13 protein-coding genes and 1 pseudogene are annotated in these 15,864 nt (G+C 66.9%); 11 read left to right on the forward strand and 3 right to left on the reverse strand.

The genetic code is table 11. From position 1 onward, the window contains the following. Nucleotides 1-66: 66 nt before the first annotated feature. Nucleotides 67-465 carry a DUF302 domain-containing protein gene (locus tag IB255_RS26275; RefSeq protein WP_081518458.1) on the reverse strand — a complete coding sequence of 133 codons (399 nt, stop codon included), beginning with the start codon at nucleotides 463-465 and terminating at the stop codon, nucleotides 67-69. A gap of 110 nt (nucleotides 466-575) precedes the next feature. Here IB255_RS26275 and IB255_RS26280 point away from each other — a divergent pair. Further along, nucleotides 576-1,173, forward strand: a pseudogene (locus tag IB255_RS26280) (acyl-CoA dehydrogenase); the annotation flags it as partial. 136 nt (nucleotides 1,174-1,309) lie between these two features. Here IB255_RS26280 and IB255_RS26285 read toward each other — a convergent pair. Then, nucleotides 1,310-1,906: an NADPH-dependent FMN reductase gene (locus tag IB255_RS26285; protein WP_192211063.1), complete on the reverse strand. Its 597-nt coding sequence runs from the start codon at nucleotides 1,904-1,906 to the stop codon at nucleotides 1,310-1,312. Beyond that, on the reverse strand, nucleotides 1,903-2,757 hold the full coding sequence (locus tag IB255_RS26290) for a sterol desaturase family protein (RefSeq protein ID WP_081518455.1): 855 nt from the start codon (nucleotides 2,755-2,757) through the stop codon (nucleotides 1,903-1,905). The genes IB255_RS26285 and IB255_RS26290 overlap by 4 nt, the downstream gene beginning before the upstream one ends. A 112-nt stretch (nucleotides 2,758-2,869) precedes the next feature. On the opposite strand from IB255_RS26290, the gene IB255_RS26295 reads away from it, so the two are divergent. The 10 genes from IB255_RS26295 to IB255_RS26340 all read left to right on the forward strand — a co-directional run bounded on the left by IB255_RS26295 (nucleotide 2,870) and on the right by IB255_RS26340 (nucleotide 15,689). Beyond that, nucleotides 2,870-3,817, forward strand: coding sequence for an AraC family transcriptional regulator ligand-binding domain-containing protein (locus IB255_RS26295; protein WP_081518454.1), 948 nt, complete (start codon nucleotides 2,870-2,872; stop codon nucleotides 3,815-3,817). A gap of 226 nt (nucleotides 3,818-4,043) precedes the next feature. Continuing rightward, nucleotides 4,044-5,024 (forward strand): AAA family ATPase, encoded by a 981-nt coding sequence (locus IB255_RS26300; RefSeq protein WP_139791579.1) that lies wholly within the window; start codon nucleotides 4,044-4,046, stop codon nucleotides 5,022-5,024. Between the two features lie 11 nt (nucleotides 5,025-5,035). Continuing rightward, complete coding sequence (locus IB255_RS26305; RefSeq protein ID WP_192211064.1) at nucleotides 5,036-5,977, forward strand: DUF58 domain-containing protein; 942 nt, start codon at nucleotides 5,036-5,038, stop codon at nucleotides 5,975-5,977. Continuing rightward, on the forward strand, nucleotides 5,974-6,471 hold the full coding sequence (locus IB255_RS26310) for a DUF4381 domain-containing protein (RefSeq protein ID WP_192211065.1): 498 nt from the start codon (nucleotides 5,974-5,976) through the stop codon (nucleotides 6,469-6,471). The genes IB255_RS26305 and IB255_RS26310 overlap by 4 nt, the downstream gene beginning before the upstream one ends. Next, nucleotides 6,458-7,465, forward strand: a complete 1,008-nt coding sequence (locus tag IB255_RS26315) for a VWA domain-containing protein (RefSeq protein ID WP_081518450.1) — start codon at nucleotides 6,458-6,460, stop codon at nucleotides 7,463-7,465. Before IB255_RS26310 ends, IB255_RS26315 begins: the two co-directional genes overlap by 14 nt. Continuing rightward, entirely contained in the window at nucleotides 7,465-9,039 is a 1,575-nt protein-coding gene (locus tag IB255_RS26320; RefSeq protein WP_192211066.1) for a vWA domain-containing protein, read from the forward strand. Before IB255_RS26315 ends, IB255_RS26320 begins: the two co-directional genes overlap by 1 nt. Then, nucleotides 9,036-10,358, forward strand: coding sequence for a BatD family protein (locus IB255_RS26325; RefSeq protein ID WP_081518448.1), 1,323 nt, complete (start codon nucleotides 9,036-9,038; stop codon nucleotides 10,356-10,358). The genes IB255_RS26320 and IB255_RS26325 overlap by 4 nt, the downstream gene beginning before the upstream one ends. A gap of 14 nt (nucleotides 10,359-10,372) precedes the next feature. Continuing rightward, nucleotides 10,373-11,371: an HAD family hydrolase gene (locus tag IB255_RS26330; RefSeq protein WP_081518447.1), complete on the forward strand. Its 999-nt coding sequence runs from the start codon at nucleotides 10,373-10,375 to the stop codon at nucleotides 11,369-11,371. A gap of 108 nt (nucleotides 11,372-11,479) precedes the next feature. Beyond that, complete coding sequence (locus IB255_RS26335) at nucleotides 11,480-13,054, forward strand: arylsulfatase (protein WP_081518446.1); 1,575 nt, start codon at nucleotides 11,480-11,482, stop codon at nucleotides 13,052-13,054. Between the two features lie 124 nt (nucleotides 13,055-13,178). Then, nucleotides 13,179-15,689, forward strand: a complete 2,511-nt coding sequence (locus IB255_RS26340; RefSeq protein WP_081518445.1) for a fused MFS/spermidine synthase — start codon at nucleotides 13,179-13,181, stop codon at nucleotides 15,687-15,689. The last annotated feature ends 175 nt before the right edge of the window (nucleotides 15,690-15,864 follow it).

Below are 15,864 nucleotides of genomic sequence, written 5' to 3' on the forward strand. Positions count from 1 at the left end.
ATCGCGAACCTGTCGCAGGCGCTCAGACCGGACAAGAACTGCGCTGTCGGAACAGACCGGTCTGCATCAGTCCAAGCCAGCCACGCCGCGCAACAGCGGCCCCACCACCGCCAGCGGTGCTGCGATTTCCGGCGGCAAACCGTACTCCGTAGCAAGGACGCTGGCGGCATCCTGGTAATCGATATGCGTCGCACCCTGCTCGTCTTCCCAGACCACCGCGCGCAGTGGCAACTCCACCGCCGCATGGGCGTTGGCCTGCATGGCCGGAGTGCCGCCTTTGGGATTGCCGAACAGAATCAGTTGCGTCGGGCGCAGCGAGGTCCCGGCCTGCAGAGCAGCCGCTCTTTGATCGATATCCGCAAACACGGTCACCCCGTGCGAGTCCAGCGCCTCGTGGAGGCGCGCCAGCGTGGTGGCAAAATCGAAGCGACTGGTGAGTGTCTGTGTACGGGATGGATGCGCCATCTATAGGTCTCTGTGGTCACGGTTGGAAGGAGCCACGAAGACGATAGACCGTATCTGAAAGACTGCTCTATTAACCTTTGTCGGTATATGTCCGCCCACCCTGGAGAGGGCTGGGCGGACGCAAGCGAGTGGTCTTCGGCGGACAGAGCGCCGGGCTGATCCTGGTATCGGCACGCACCGCGGGCGAGCCGCTGGACGAGGAGGGCATCAGCCTGCTCCTGGTCGACCCGGACAGCCCCGGCGTGCGTCGTCGGGACTACTCGACGCTGGACGGGCGCATGGCCTGCGACCTGTACCTGGACCAGGTGTTCGTGCCCACCGCCGCCCTGCTGGGCGCTGACCCTCGACTACCTGAAAACAAGCCAGCAGTTCGGCAACGTCATCGGCAAGTTCCAGGCGCTGGAGCACCGCATGGTCGACCTGCGTATCGAACTGGACCAGGCCAGCTCCATGGCGCTGCTCGCCGCGTGCCTGGCCGATGAACCCGATAGCATCGAGCGCAGCCGTGCCCTGGCGGCGGCCAAGTACATCGTCAGCCGCGCAGCCCGCCTGATCGCCGACGAGAGTGTGCAGCTCCACGGCGGCATCGGCCTGACCTGGGAATACCAGCTCTCGCACCATGCCAAGCACCTGCTGATGGTGGCCCGCCAGCTGGGTGACGATGACCACCATCTGCAGGTCTTCAGTGACCTGATGTCGCCTGCCTGATCTGCGCGGAACTCGTCGACCGGCCCGCCGAGCACCCGGTGCTGCGGCCTCTCCGAGCGTCTGATGCTGCTGGCTGATTTGCAGAGCTTTGCGACAGTCAGCTAGCGCACCAGCGCGGAGACTCTCTCCGTGGCCGCTACATACCGTTGTGGAAGTCGCGGTGCTCGAGCTGGATGCGCTCCTTCAGGCCCTTCATGCTGTGGGCGTATTCGCTGAGCACGCGCAGGGCCCAGTCGGACCGGCGGCGGATGCGCAGGTCGTCTTCCCCGGCGGGTTCGGCGGTGTTCAGCACCTGGTCGACCTGGCGGATGACCAGTTGCTCGGGCAGGTAGCAGATGCGCGAGTTCTTGTAGCTGGAGGCGCGCAGTTCGGAGAGCGGGTAGGAGCCGCCCAGGCCCGCCGACACGCCCACCAGCAGCGCCGGCTTGTGCGCCAGCTCGGCATAGCCGGCGTAGAGGAACAGGTTCTTCAGCGCCGGGCAGGCCATGCCGTGCCACTCGGGCGAGATCACCACCAGGGCGTCGGCACGCTGCAGTTGCCCGGTCTGCTCTACCCAGGCGTGGTCTTCGATCGGCGCTGGCCAGAGTGGCAGCGGGGTGCGGCCGAGGTCGACGACGCTGGCGCTGCTGCAGATTTCCAGCGCCTGCAGGCGCTCGGCCAGATAGCGGGCGACCTTGGCGGACTGGCTCGATTGCTGGCTGGAGCCGGCGATCAGGGTGACGTTCAGGTTCATCGGGCAATCTCCGTTGCTTCCTGGGACTGTGTCTGTGGTTGTGCATCACGCACCAGCGGCCAGAACACTTCCTGCTGCCAGCTCACCGGATGCATGTCCTCGATGCCATAGGCCGGAGGGCGGCGGCGGGTGATCTTCGCGGTGCCGAACAGCACGTCCCAGAAGAACAGCAGGTTGCCGAAGTTGCCCTTGTAGTTCGTCACGCCGTCCTCGGCGTTCAGGCCGTGGTGCGCGGAGTGGGTGGCAGGCGTCGAGATGGTCCGCTCCAGCAGCCACATCAGCGGGCGCAGCACGCGGATGTTGTAGAGCTTGTCGTCCCAGGCGACGCTGCTGTGTGCGCCGAAGATCACCAGCATCTTCACGATCAGGTAGCCGTAGTAGAAGTTTGCCAGCCCCAGGTAGACCAGTGCGCTGGTCAGCCAGATGCCCGGCATCAGCAGGTAGTAGAAGCTGTTGTTGCGATAGACGATGCGGATGCTCATGTACGGCGCCGAATGGTGGGCGCGGTGCAGGGCATAGAGGAAGGGAACGCGGTGGGTCAGGCGGTGCCACCAGTACTGCGTCATGTCGTCGAGCACCAGGAACAGGCCGAGGGCGGCGTACCACGGCAGGTCGGCCAGGCGACCCTGCAGTTGCGGGGCGAAGTGGCCCAGCAGGTGGTTGGTGGTGAACAGGATCAGCGGGAAGGTGACCAGCAGCAGGATGCCCGAGCCGAAGATTTCCACCAGGGCGTCGCGGCGCCGGGAAGCGGGCTGGCGGAAACACGCGCAGGCCATTTCCAGCAGTATGAAGGCAATGAAGATCGCGACCACCACGGGGGTCGGATTATTGGCGAGCAGTTCAGAGTTCATGGCACTCTCTTCTTGTTGGCTTCTTGTTGGCTTCTTGTTGGCTTCTTGGTTGCCCCTTGGGGCGCGGCAAGCACAATAAGAAAACAAGGGCTCGGCCCACGTCAGGCGTGAAATGGACAGAAATCCCCGAGAAGTGGCCAATCCGCAGCGTTACCACCGTGGTTCACTGGGGCTGGTGCTGGAGCGTTACCTGCTGGGCATGCGCCGGCATCGCGAGGGCGACTACAGCATGGTCGCCCTGGAGGAGCTGCTGGCCGAGGCCCAGCAGCACGACCCTGCCATCGGTCTGCACCTGTTCGGCCAGTTCACGGCACAGGACCGCCACATCCTGGCGATCTCCGCCGGCTACTGCGCCAGCATCGGCGAGGCCCTGCAGCTCTGGGCGCGATACGGGCGGCTGGCGTCGGACATGGACACCATTGACTACGTCGAGGACGAGAATGGCGCCGGGGTGGAAGTGATGATCGATGCCCCGGCCGATCTCGCGCGTTTCACCGTCGAGCACTACTTCGTCATGAGCCTCACCGTGATGCGTGAGGCCAGCGGCTGCCCGATCACACCTTTGCGCGTGGAGTTCAGCCACCCGCGCCCGGCCTATCACGCCCGGTACGCTGAGGCGTTCGGCGTGCCGGTGACGTTTTCCGGTCGCGGCAATCGCCTGTACTACGCGAAAGAGGACCTGACCAGAGCGCTGGCTAGCCGCCACGCCGGCATGCTGGAGATCATCTGCCAGGAGCTGGAGCGTCGCCTGGGCCGCCAGCGGCAGCTCAGTGGCTGGGCCGGGAAGCTGGCGCGGAACATGCGCCGGGCCCTCGCTGAAGGGCGGGTGCCCGGCCTGGAGGAGCAGGCTGTGGCCCTGCACCAGAGCGCGCGGACCTTGCGCCGACGCCTGGAAGAGCAGGGGCTGAGCTTCCGCCAGTTGCTGGACCTGGTTCGTGGCGAGCTGGAGCAGCACTTCGAGTTGCAGGGGCTGACTGGCGGCGAGATCGCTACACGCCTGGGCTACGGTGACCAGGACGCCTACCAGCACGCCCGCCGTCGGTGGCGCGAGGCCGAATAAACGGTACTGGGCCAACTGGCCCGGCGCGGACACGGTCCCTGCTTCTACGAGCGCAGTCCAGGCGGCCTTTGTGCTGGCTTGCTCATTTCACGACAGGTGCCAGCATGGCGCGGCGGAAAGCAGTTGCTAGAGTAACGGGCAGGCGGTGGCACGGCAGTGTGTCTGGAGCGCAGCTCCAGCACGCCATCGGCAGGGAATCCGAATCGACGGAACAAGGAACAAACCCGTGTCCATGCGTGAACAGATTGCAGCCCTGGAGGCCGCCGTTTCGGCGCAGGTGCTGGGCCAGGAAGAAACCGTCCGGCACATCCTGCTGGGCCTTCTGGCCAATGGTCATGTCCTTCTGGAAAGTCTCCCGGGCCTGGCCAAGACCCGTACCGTAAAGACCCTGTCGCAGCACCTCGATGCGCGGATGAGCCGGGTCCAGTTCACCCCCGACCTGTTGCCCTCGGACATCACCGGTGCGGAAATCCTCCAGCAGACCGAGCAGGGCAACCAGCTGAAATTCCAGCCCGGGCCACTGTTCGGCAACGTAATCCTCGCCGACGAGATCAACCGCGCCCCGGCCAAGGTCCAGGCGGCACTGCTCGAAGCCATGGAAGAGCGGCAGATCACCGTGGCCGGGCAGACCCACCGCATGCCGGGGCTGTTCATGGTGCTCGCCACGCAGAACCCGATCGAGCAGGAAGGCACCTACCCGCTGCCCGAGGCGCAGATGGACCGCTTCCTGATGAAGCTGCTGATCGACTACCCACGGGTCGAGGACGAATCCCGCGTGCTGCAGCTGGTGCGCGCCGAGGAGCGCAGCCAGCAGTCCGGCACGTCGCCCGAGGCGATCACGCCGCTCGCGCAGGAGGCCGTGTTCGAGGCCCGCAAGGAAGTCGGCAACGTGCATGTTTCCGAGGCCATCGACCGCTACCTCATCGACCTGATCAACGCCACGCGCCGTCCGGCCGACTACGACGCCGACCTGGCCCGTTGGCTGAAGGTGGGCGCCAGCCCGCGCGGCGGCATCAGCCTGGACCGGGTTTCCCGCGCCCACGCCTGGATGGCGGGTAACGACTACGTGACGCCCGACGATGTACGTGCCGTGGTGCACCCCGTGCTGCGCCATCGCCTGCTGCTGTCCTATGACGCCGTTGCCGATGGCGTGGCGGCCGATCAGGTGATCGACCGTCTGCTGGACAAAGTGGCGATCCCGGCCTGAGGAGGGTTTCCATGGCCGAATCGCAGCCGGTTGCCGATGGTTTTGTCTATGCGTCGCTGCCGCAGCTGATGCTGCTGGAGCACCGCGTGCGCGGGCTGAGCTTTGTGTCGCGGCAACCGCTTTCCAGCGTGCTCTCCGGCAGCCACGCCGCGCGCCTGCGCGGGCGCGGCCTGAGCTTCGACGAACTGCGCCAGTACAACCCCGGCGATGACCTGCGCCACCTCGACTGGCGCGCCTCGCTGCGCTACGGCAAGCCCTTCGTGCGCAGTTACACCGAGGAGCGCGACCGGCCGACCCTGTTGCTGGTGGACCAGCGCATGAGCATGTACTTCGGCTCCCGGCGCAGCTTCAAGTCGGTGCTCGCCGCCGAGCTTGCAGCGCTCGGCGGCTGGATGGCGTTGCAGGCCGGTGACCGGGTCGGCGGCCTGGTGTTCGGCGACCGACACATCGAGTACATCCGCCCCCTGCGCAGCCGGGCGCGGGTAGAGGCGCTGTGCGCGGCCATCGTCCGCTACAACCACGCGCTGCACGCCACGCACAGCGACGAGGACTCGCCGGGGCAGCTGGACCGTTTGCTGCGCCAGTGCCTGGGCGTGGCTGGGCACGACAGCCTGGTGGTGATCATCAGCGACTTTGCCGGCGTCACCGAGCAGACGTTGCAACTGCTGCGACAGCTGAGTGCGCACAACGACGTGCTGGCCCTTCAGGTCTTCGACCCCATCGCCCTGCAGCTGCCCGACAAGGGACGGGTGACGGTCACCCAGGGCGAGCTGCAGGTCGAGCTGGAAGTGGGCCGGCGCCAGGTCCACCGGCCGCTGGGTGAGTTTCTTTCCGGGCGGCTCAAGGATGTCGCGACGCTGCTGCGCCGCAGCCAGGTGCCGCTGATGATGTTCAGCAGCGGCCGCGACGCCCTGGAGCAGCTGCGCGGCGAACTCGGGCGCCTGGCGCGATGAGCATTCCCAGCATCGATCAACTCCAGGAACTGGCGCCGCCGGCTCCGCTGGTCAGCTACTGGCCGCAGACCTGGGCCTGGGTCTGGCTCGCCATCGTGTTGCTGCTGCTCCTGGCGACATGGGGCTTCTGGCGCTACCGGAAATGGCAGCGTGATCGCTACCGGCGCGAGGCGCTGGCCTTGCTCGATGAACTCGGTGCGGCCATCAGAGAGCCTTCCCATCGATTGGCCGCGCTGCGCCAGTTGCCGATTCTGGTCAAGCGTGTCGCGCTGTCGATGCCCGATGGTGCTGCTTCGGCGCCCCTGGCCGGTGCTGACTGGCAGGCCTTTTTGCAGGCACGCACCCCGGCGGCGCTGCCGGCCGATCTGCAGCGGCAACTGACGCTGCTGGCGTACGCACCTGACTCCAGGGTCGCGAATATGGACGAGCAGGAGGTACAGGCGCTGCTGTCAGCCTGCCGGCAATGGGTCGAGGTGCACCATGTGGCAGCTTGAGTACCCCTGGTTGCTGCTCCTGCTGCCCTTGCCCTGGCTCGCCTGGCGCTACCTGCCGGCCTACCGCGAGTCGCGCAGCGCCCTGCGGGTGCCGTTCTTCGCCGCCATGAGCCACGCTGCGGGCCAGGAGCCAAGCCGTGGCGGCACCGCTGGCGGGCGCTGGCAGTTGCCGCTCAACCTGCTGGTCTGGGCACTGGTGCTGCTCGCCTGTGCGCGCCCGGTGCTGGTGGAGAAGCCCATCCAGCGCGTGCAGCCGATCCGCGACCTGATGCTGGCCATCGACATCTCGCAATCCATGGAAACCAGCGACTACCGGGATGCCGCAGGCAATCGCGTGGATCGTCTGAGCATCGTCAAGGGCGTGGTGCGCGACTTCATCGGCCAGCGCAAGGATGACCGCATCGGCTTGATCGTCTTCGGCACCGGTGCCTTCGCGCAATCGCCGCCGACCCAGGACCACGCCAGCCTGCTGATGCTGCTGGACGAAGTGGGCATCGGCATGGCCGGGCCCAACACCGCCCTGGGCGATGCCATCGGGCTGACCCTGAAGCTGCTGGAAAAGGCGCCGGAGCAGCAGAAGGTGCTGATCCTGCTCACCGACGGCAATGACACCGGCAGTGCCATCACGCCGAGCCACGCCGCGGCCATGGCCCATGAGCGCGGTGTGGTAGTGCACACCATCGGCATCGGCGACCCCGAGGCCAGCGGCGAGTCGAAGGTGGACCTGCAGACCCTGCGCGATATCGCCCATACCACCGGCGGACGGTTCTTCCGCGCGGGCGACCGCGAGGCGTTGCAGGAAGTCTACGCGACGCTGGACCAGATCACTCCGCACCAGGTGAAAACCCTCAGCCACCAACCCAAGCGCGACCTGTTCTGGCTGCCGCTGGGCGCTGCCTTGCTGTTGCTGCTGGTGGCGCATGTGCTGGCGGCCATTGCCGGGCGGCTCGCCGTTCCGCGTGCGGCGCAGGTCGGCCAGGAAACGGAGGGCTGATGGATATCGATCTCAGCGCCTTCCATTTCCTCCGCCCGGTATGGCTGTTGCTTCTGCTGCCGGGCATCCTGCTGCCGCTGCTCTGGAGTCGTCGCCACGACCTGGCGCGTCGCCTCGACGGGATCATCGCGCCCCACCTGCTGCAGCACCTGGTGATCACGCCGGTCGACCAGCACCGCGTGCGACCGGTGCAGCTGCTGGGTGCGCTGCTGGTGGTTGGCGGCGTGGCCGCTTCCGGTCCGACCTGGGAGCAGGATCGCCCGGCCTTCATGGAGAACCGCGCGCCGCTGATTCTGGCGCTGGACCTGTCGCCCTCGATGGCCGCCAATGATGTCCCGCCTTCACGCATCGAGGCGGCCAAGCACAAGTTGCACGACCTCATCGCTCGCCGGCCGGGCAGTTCCACGGCACTGATCGCCTACGCCGGCAGCGCGCACCTGGTGCTGCCCGCAACCCAGGACGCGGCGCTGCTCGACAGCTTCCTGCAGGCGCTTTCGCCCGGCCTGATCCAGAGCGAAGGCAAGGATGCGCTGGGTGCCATCGAGAAAGCCGTGCAGCTGCTGGCCGCCGAGCATTCGCCGGGCACACTGGTATTGCTCACCGATGGCGCCGACAAGGGGCAGTTCGATGCCATCGACAAGGCGCTGCGCGGCAGCGACCTGCAGGTGCTGGTGCTGGCGGTCGGCAGCCAGGACGGCGGCCTGCTCGCCGGTGGGCAGCGGGACTCCGAGGGGCGCCCCTTGCTCGCTACCTTCGATGCGGAAGGCCTCAAGGGCCTGGCGGACGCCGCCGATGCGCCCCTGGGCAGCCTGACCCTCAACGACGATGACCTGGACTGGATCGAGTTGCACGCCCAGCAGCACTTCCAGGCCGCCCAGGGCGATGATCAGCAACTGCACTGGAAGGATACTGGCTACTGGCTCTGCTGGCCCCTGCTGCTGCTCGTGCTGCTAAGCGTGCGCAAAGGCTGGAAGGTGCACTGGCTGAGCGCGCTGCTGCTCGCCGCCAGCCTGGGCGGCCTGCCTGAGCCGGCGCGCGCGGGAGTGCTCGCCGATGCCTTCTTCACCGCGGATCAGCAGGGGCGCTGGGCATTCGAGCACGGGCACTATCCGCAGGCGGCCGCGCAGTTCCGCGATCCGTTCTGGAAGGGGGTGGCTGCCTATCACGCGGCGGACTACCCGCTGGCCCTGGCCAGCTTCGCCCGGCTGGATACGGCGCAGGCCTACTTCTATCTGGGCAACACCTACGTGCGCCTGTCGAAGTTCGACCAGGCCATCGGCGCCTATCGCCAGGCGCTGAAGCGCCAGGCCGACTTCCCGCAGGCCACGGCCAACCTGGCGCTGGCCCAGGCGCTGGAGAAGGATCGCGAGGACCAGCAGGAGGCCGGCCCGCCGGGCGAGAAGCCCGATCAGGAAGTCTTCGACAATACGGCCGACAAGGGCAAGAACGTGGTGCTCAAGAAAGGCGCGGCCGAGTCGGACGAGCAATGGCTGAACAACCTGAGCACGTCGCCGGCGCAGTTCCTGCGCCGCAAGTTCATGCTGCAGGACGCGGCAAAAGGGGCGGGATCATGAAGCACGTGCTCGCCGCTCTGCTCTTGTGCCTGCCGCTGCTCGGGCTGGCCGCCGAGCCCGAGGTGAGGGTCCGCACCCAGTTGTTGCCGGGGGATTCGGCGTTGGTCGGCGGCACGCTCAGCCTGCAGGTCGATCTGCTGGTGGACACCTGGTTCAGCCAGCCGCCGCAACTGCCGCCGCTGAAACTGGCCGGCGCACTGGTCTCCGAACCGGCCAGCGAGGCCACGCACCTCACCGAGAAGATCGATGGCAAGACCTTCTTCGGCCTGCGCTTCCACTACCAGATCACCCCGCAAACGGCACGTGGCTTCGACATCCCGCCGCTGGACATTCAGGTCCAGCCGGGGCAGGGCAGTGGTGCGATCCAGGTGCACAGCGAAGCGCTGCACTTCACGGCACGCCAACCCGCCGGCGCAGGTAGCGAATCGGCGCAGCGCCTGGTGGCGCGCCGGGTGACCATCAGCCAGGAACTCACGAAGTCCCATGAGCCGCTGCGGGTGGGCGACAGCGTGACGCGCAAGGTGCATGTCCGCGCCGAGGGCGCCCAGGCCATGCTGATTCCCGCAGCGGATTTCGCCGAACCGGAAGGGCTGCGTCGCTACCTGCAATCGCCAACCGTGCAGCCCCTCAGCGACGGCCGTGGCGATGTGCTGGGTGGCGAGCGCATGGACGCGGCGACCTATGTGGTCAGCCGGCCGGGTGACTTCCTGCTGCCGGCCATCGAGTTGCACTGGTGGGCGGCGGACACTGGCGAGGAGCAATCGGTCTCGCTTCCCGCATTGAAACTGTCGGCCAGCGGTGCGGCTGTCTACCAGGCGCCATTCTCGATCAGTGACGATCTGCGTGAACTGGGCCGCCGGGCGCAGGTGCGCATCGCCAGTCACTGGCTGGCGCTGGCCGCCGGGTTGGCGCTGCTCGCAACCGTTGCCTACGCCGTACGCGCCTGGGGCGGGCCGCTGCGCATGGCTGCCCGGGCTGCTATCGAGCGCCGCCATCTGGCCTGGCGGGACTCGCCAGCCTATGCCTGGCGACAGGTCCGCCAGCAACTCGAAGGAGAGCCGCCGCAAGTGGGGGCGCTTTATCTCTGGCTTCGTCGGACGAACGGTTGTCGTGAAATGAGTGCTGCAATTCCCAATCGCACCATCAAAGCCGTCAATCCTTTGCTAGCGTTCCTAAGGGCCCGCTACGGGCGTCCGGGCGCGCAGCCCGGCGCGGGGCCGCAACCACTGATCCAGGCTTTGCCGGATATCCGCCGGGAACTGGGCCAGGGCAAGCCGACGGGCTTGCCGGCCCACGCTCTCAAACCCTTGAATCCGTGATCCAGGGATGTGACATGCATTCGAAACTCGCTCCACCGATGGCCCGCTGGCTGCTCCTGCTGCTCCTGGGCATGCCGTTCCTGGTCCGCGCGGCAGACGCATTGCCCTCATGGAACGACGGCCCCTCGCGGCAGGCCATCGTCGCCTTCGTCGAGGCGGTGACCCAGCAGGGCGGCAAGGACTTCGTGCCGCCGGCCGAGCGCATCGCCGTGTTCGACAACGATGGCACCCTGTGGAGCGAGCAGCCGATGTACTTCCAGGTGCTCTTCGCCCTGGACGAAGTGAAACGGCAGGCGCCGCAGCACCCGGAGTGGAAGGAGAAGCAGCCGTTCAAGGCGGTGCTCGAAGGCGACCACAAGGCCCTGGCCGACAGCGGCATGCAGGGCATCCTGGAGATAGTCGCCGCCACCCATGCGGGCGTCAGCACCGACGAGTTCATCGCCAACGCCCGCAGCTGGCTGGCCAGCGCCCGCCATCCGCGCAGCCACAAGCCTTACACCGAGATGGTGTTCCAGCCGATGCTGGAGTTGCTGGATTATCTGCGCGCCAACGGCTTCAGGACCTACATCGTTTCCGGCGGCGAAGTGGCGTTCATGCGTGCCTTCGCCGAGGAGGTCTACGGCATCCCGCCCGAACAGGTGATCGGCACCACCCTGGGCAGCCGCTTCGAGGACCGCAACGGCCAACTGTCGATCCAGCGCCTGCCCAAGCTGGTGCACAACGACGACGGCCCCGGCAAGCCGGAGAGCATCGACAGCACCATTGGCCGTCGGCCGATCCTGGCCTTTGGCAACTCAGACGGCGACCTGCAGATGCTGCAATGGACCACCGCGGGCAAAGGGCTGCGCTTTGCCGGCCTGGTGCACCACACCGATGAAAAACGCGAGTGGGCCTACGATCGGCAGAGCAAGGTCGGGCGCCTGGACAAGGCGCTCGACATGGCCAAGAGCAAGGACTGGGTAGTAGTGGACATGGCAAGGGAGTGGAAGCGGATCTATCCGTTCGATCAATAGCAAGCCAACAGGCGAACCGCAGGGACACGGGGATTTCCAGCCAGGTAGTCGGCATCTCCAGTGACGCAGTCGTGGCAAACGATGAGTAACTGGAAGGGAGAAACACCAATGAAGCGCACGGGAAGATGGATATCGCGGTTCGCCCTCGCGGCGACGGCGATAGTGGGGTGCTCGGTCGCCAGTGCGGCGGACAAGCCGAACATCCTGGTGATATTCGGCGACGATATCGGCCAGACCAACATCAGCGCCTACGCCTTCGGCGTGGTCGGCTACCAGACGCCGAACATCGACCGCATCGCCAAGGAAGGCATGATGTTCACCGACTACTACGCGGAGAACAGCTGCACTGCCGGCCGCTCCACCTTCATCACCGGCCAGGCGGCGCTGCGTACCGGCCTGTCCAAGGTCGGCATGCCCGGTGTGCCGGTGGGCCTGCAGGACCGCGATGTCACCATCGCCCAGGCGCTCAAGGCCCACGGCTACGCCACCGGCCAGTTCGGCAAGAACCACCTGGGCGACCGCGACGAATACCTGCCGACCAAGCACGGCTTCGACGAGTTCTTCGGCAACCTGTACCACCTCAACGCCGAGGAGGAGCCAGAGCGTCCGTACTGGCCCAAGGACGACGAGGCCTTCACCAAGGCCGCCTCGCCCCGCGGTGTGCTGAAGGCGACCGCCGACGGCAAGATCGAGGACACCGGCCCGCTGAACAAGAAGCGCATGGAGACCATCGACGACGACACCACCCAGGCTGCGATCAACTTCATGGACAAGCAGGTGAAGGCGGACAAGCCGTTCTTCGTCTGGATGAACACCACGCGCATGCACGCCTTCACCCACGTGCGCGAGGCCATGCAGGGGCAGAGCGGTATGCCGGGCAACGAGTACGCCGACGGCATGCTCGAGCACGACGGTGATGTCGGCAAGCTGCTCAAGGCGGTGGATGACCTGAAGATTACCGACAACACCATCGTCATCTACACCACCGACAACGGTCCGAACCAGTGGTCCTGGCCGGATGCCGCGACCACGCCGTTCCGCAACGAGAAGAACTCCAACTGGGAGGGCGCTTACCGGGTGCCGGCGATGATCCGCTGGCCGAACCATGTGAAGCCGGGCACCGTCTCCACCCAGATGTTCTCGGGGCTGGACTGGTTCCCGACCTTGCTGGCCGCGGTGGGCGACACCGACATCAAGGAGCGCCTGCTCAAGGGCGCCGATGTCGGCGGCAAGAACTTCAAGGTGCACCTGGACGGCTTCAACCAGCTGGATTACCTGACTGGCAAGACCGACAAGGGCGCCCGTGACGAGTTCTACTACTTCAGCGATGACGGCGACCTGGTGGGTATGCGCTTTGGCAACTGGAAGCTGGTGTTCTGCGAGCAGCGCGCGCCGGGCGGCTTCAAGGTCTGGAGCGAGCCCTTCACCTGCCTGCGGGTGCCCAAGCTGTTCAACCTGCGGATGGACCCGTACGAGCGCGCGGACACGGTCTCCGACCAGTACTACGACTGGCTGGCGAAGAACGACTACCTGCTGTTCCAGGGCGAACGCAAGGCGGCCGCCTTCCTGCAGACCTTCGTCGAGTACCCGCCGAGCCAGAAACCGGCCAGCTTCAGCATCGAGTCGGTGCGCAAGGAAGTTGACGCGAAGATCGAAGCGAAGATGAAGCAGGGCGCCAAGTAGTGAGCGACAACCGGGGCGCCCGAATCGGGGCGCCCGACCCATCCCCCGCGATAGCCTGGCTATCGCGGGGGCTTTTCTGTCAGACAAGGTTGATTCGATGCCTCCAGCGGTCAGCTCGTCCCCGATGAACACCCGTGGCGCCACCCCGACGCAGCTCCAATCGAAACCTGGGCTCGCGGCCTGGGTGCCGGCATTGCTGCTGTTCGCCTCGGGCGGAGCGGCGCTGGTGTTCCAGGTGTTGTGGGTCAAGCAGCTGTCCCTGGTGGTGGGGGTGGAGGTGTATGCCGTCACCACCGCAATCAGTGCCTTTTTCGCCGGGCTGGCCCTGGGCGGGTTGGCTTTCGGCCGTCTCGCGGATCGCTTGGAGCGACCATTGCGGCTGTACGCCGGTCTGGAATTCCTGGTGGCGCTGCTGGCGGTAGCCGCCACCGTCGCGCTGGCCAATGCCGCCAGCGCCTATGCCTTCCTGGAAGACGCCTTCGGCGCCCTGGCCTGGGCGCTGCCGTTCGTGCTGGTCGGCGTGCCGGCGTTCTTCATGGGCGGCACGCTACCGGTGCTGATGCGCGCGCTGGAACCCGCCGAAGGCCAGATGGGCCGCGCCGGCGGTGGCCTGTATGCGGCCAACACCGCAGGCGCGATCGCCGGCACACTGCTGGCTGCCTTCGTGCTGTTGCCCTGGCTGGGTGTGCTGGGCAGCGCCTGCGCGGCGGCTGTGTTCAACCTGTTCGCTGCTGGCGGGGCATTGCTGATTCGCCAGCAGGCGGCACGGACCCAGGTGCAGGATGCACCGGCAGCCGGCTCGCGCAGCAGCGCGGCACGCCTGGCCATAGCGCTTTACTGCGTTGCCGGTGGGGTTGCGTTGGGGTACGAGGTGGTCTGGACGCAATCCATCGTCCAGTTCATGAGCACTCGCACCTTCGCTTTCGCCGTGGTCCTGGCCACCTACCTCTGCGGCCTGGTGCTGGGCAGCGCCCTGTATGCCCGGCGCGCCGACCGCATCCGCGATCCCTGGGGCCTGTTCGGCCTGCTCATCGCTGCGGCGGGGCTGCTGGCCATTGCGCAGATCGCCGGTCTCGGCACCTGGCTGATCGGCTTGCAGACCCGCGTCGAATGGCTGGTGATGCAGGCTGGCGGCAGCGAGCTGGCGGGCATGTGCGCGCGCTTCGCGGTGGCGGCGCTGTGCGTGGTGTTCCTGCCGACGACCCTGCTGGGTGCGGCGTTCCCCATCGCCCTGCGCCTGTCGGTGGACCGCGACCACGTTGGCCGCGATGTCGGCGTGGTGGTGGCACTCAATACCCTGGGCGGTATTGCCGGGGTGATGCTGACAGGCTTCGTGCTTGTTCCCGGCCTGGGGCTGGTACGCACCCTGGCCGTGCTGGGCGCGCTGGCCGCCGTCATCGGCCTGCTGGCCGTGTGGCGCGGCGAGGGCGTGAGCAGGAAGCTGCGCCTGGGCGTTGCCGGAGTGGCGGTACTGGCGGTGGGCATCGGCGCCACGACACCGCCGCAACTGCTGGCCGAGCTGATGCCGGGTGCGCGCAACGGCCGCATCGGCTACTACGCCGAAGGCCGTGGCGGCACCGTCGCGGTGGTGGAGCAGGGCCGTGGCGAAAACCGCTTCAACCGCCTCTACATCCAGGGCGTCTCCAATACCGGCGATGCCATGCCGTCGCTGCGCTACATGCGCCTGCAGGCGCTGCTGCCCCTGCTGATCCATAACGGCGAGCCGCGTTCGGCGCTGGTGATCGGCTTCGGCACCGGCATCACCGCCGGCGCCATGCTGCGCTACCGCGACCTGCAACATCCGGTGGTGGCCGAGCTGCTGCCGGAAGTGCTGGCCGCCGCGCCGAGCTTCAAGGGCAATTTCGACGCCATCCACGACCCGCGCCTGGACATCCGCCTGCGTGATGGCCGCCGCGAGCTGCTGCGCAGCGCCGAGCGCTACGACATGATCACCCTGGAGCCGCCGCCGCCGTCTGCGGCTGGTGTGGTCAACCTGTACTCCCGCGACTTCTACCAGCTGGCCGCCTCGCGCCTGGAGGAGGGCGGCGTGGTCGCCCAGTGGCTGCCGCTGCCGACGCAGAACGACGAGGAAAGCCGCTCGCTGGTGCGCAGCTTCATCGACGTATTCCCTTACGCCACGCTGTGGACCACCGAGTTCCACGAGATGTTGCTGGTGGGCTCGCTGCAGCCGCTGCACCTGGACGTGACGAACATCCGCCAGCGCTTCGAGCAGCCGGAAGTCGCCGCCGCGCTGGGGGAGGTCGGGGTCGACTCGGTCGAAGCCCTGCTGGCCACCTGGGTCACCGACCGCGCCGGACTGGAACGTTACGCCGGCGATGCATTGCCGGTGACCGACGATCACCCGCGCATCGAGTACGCGCCCTGGGTTCGCCCGAAGGAGATCGCCCGCGTGCTGCCGACCCTGCTCGCCCTGCGCACGGCGCCCCCGCTGGAGAACGCCCTGCCTTCGGTCCAGGCCTCGGTCAACGACAACTGGTTGCGGCTGCGGCGCTTCTACGACCTGAGCCTGAGCGCCTACCGCGGCGACCGCCAGGGCTGGGCGCGGGACGCCCGGCAGGTGGCGCTGGATGATGGCGACAACCCCTATTACCGCTGGTTCCTCGGCGCCCCTTGAGGGGGCGTGGCTGGCAGATTGCGGTTCGTAGCTACTGGCAGCATTCGGCCCAGGCTGTGTGAAAACGTCGTCCTCGCCTAGAGTTGCTGGAGCAACGTCAGCGGGGGCGGCGTATGAAGCGATTCATCGAAGAGGTGAGCCGAGCACAGGTCAGCTTGCTTCCCGAATGCCTGGA

The sequence above is a fragment of the Pseudomonas sp. PDM22 genome (genome assembly GCF_014851965.1).
In the GTDB taxonomy this organism is placed as follows: Bacteria; Pseudomonadota; Gammaproteobacteria; order Pseudomonadales; family Pseudomonadaceae; genus Pseudomonas.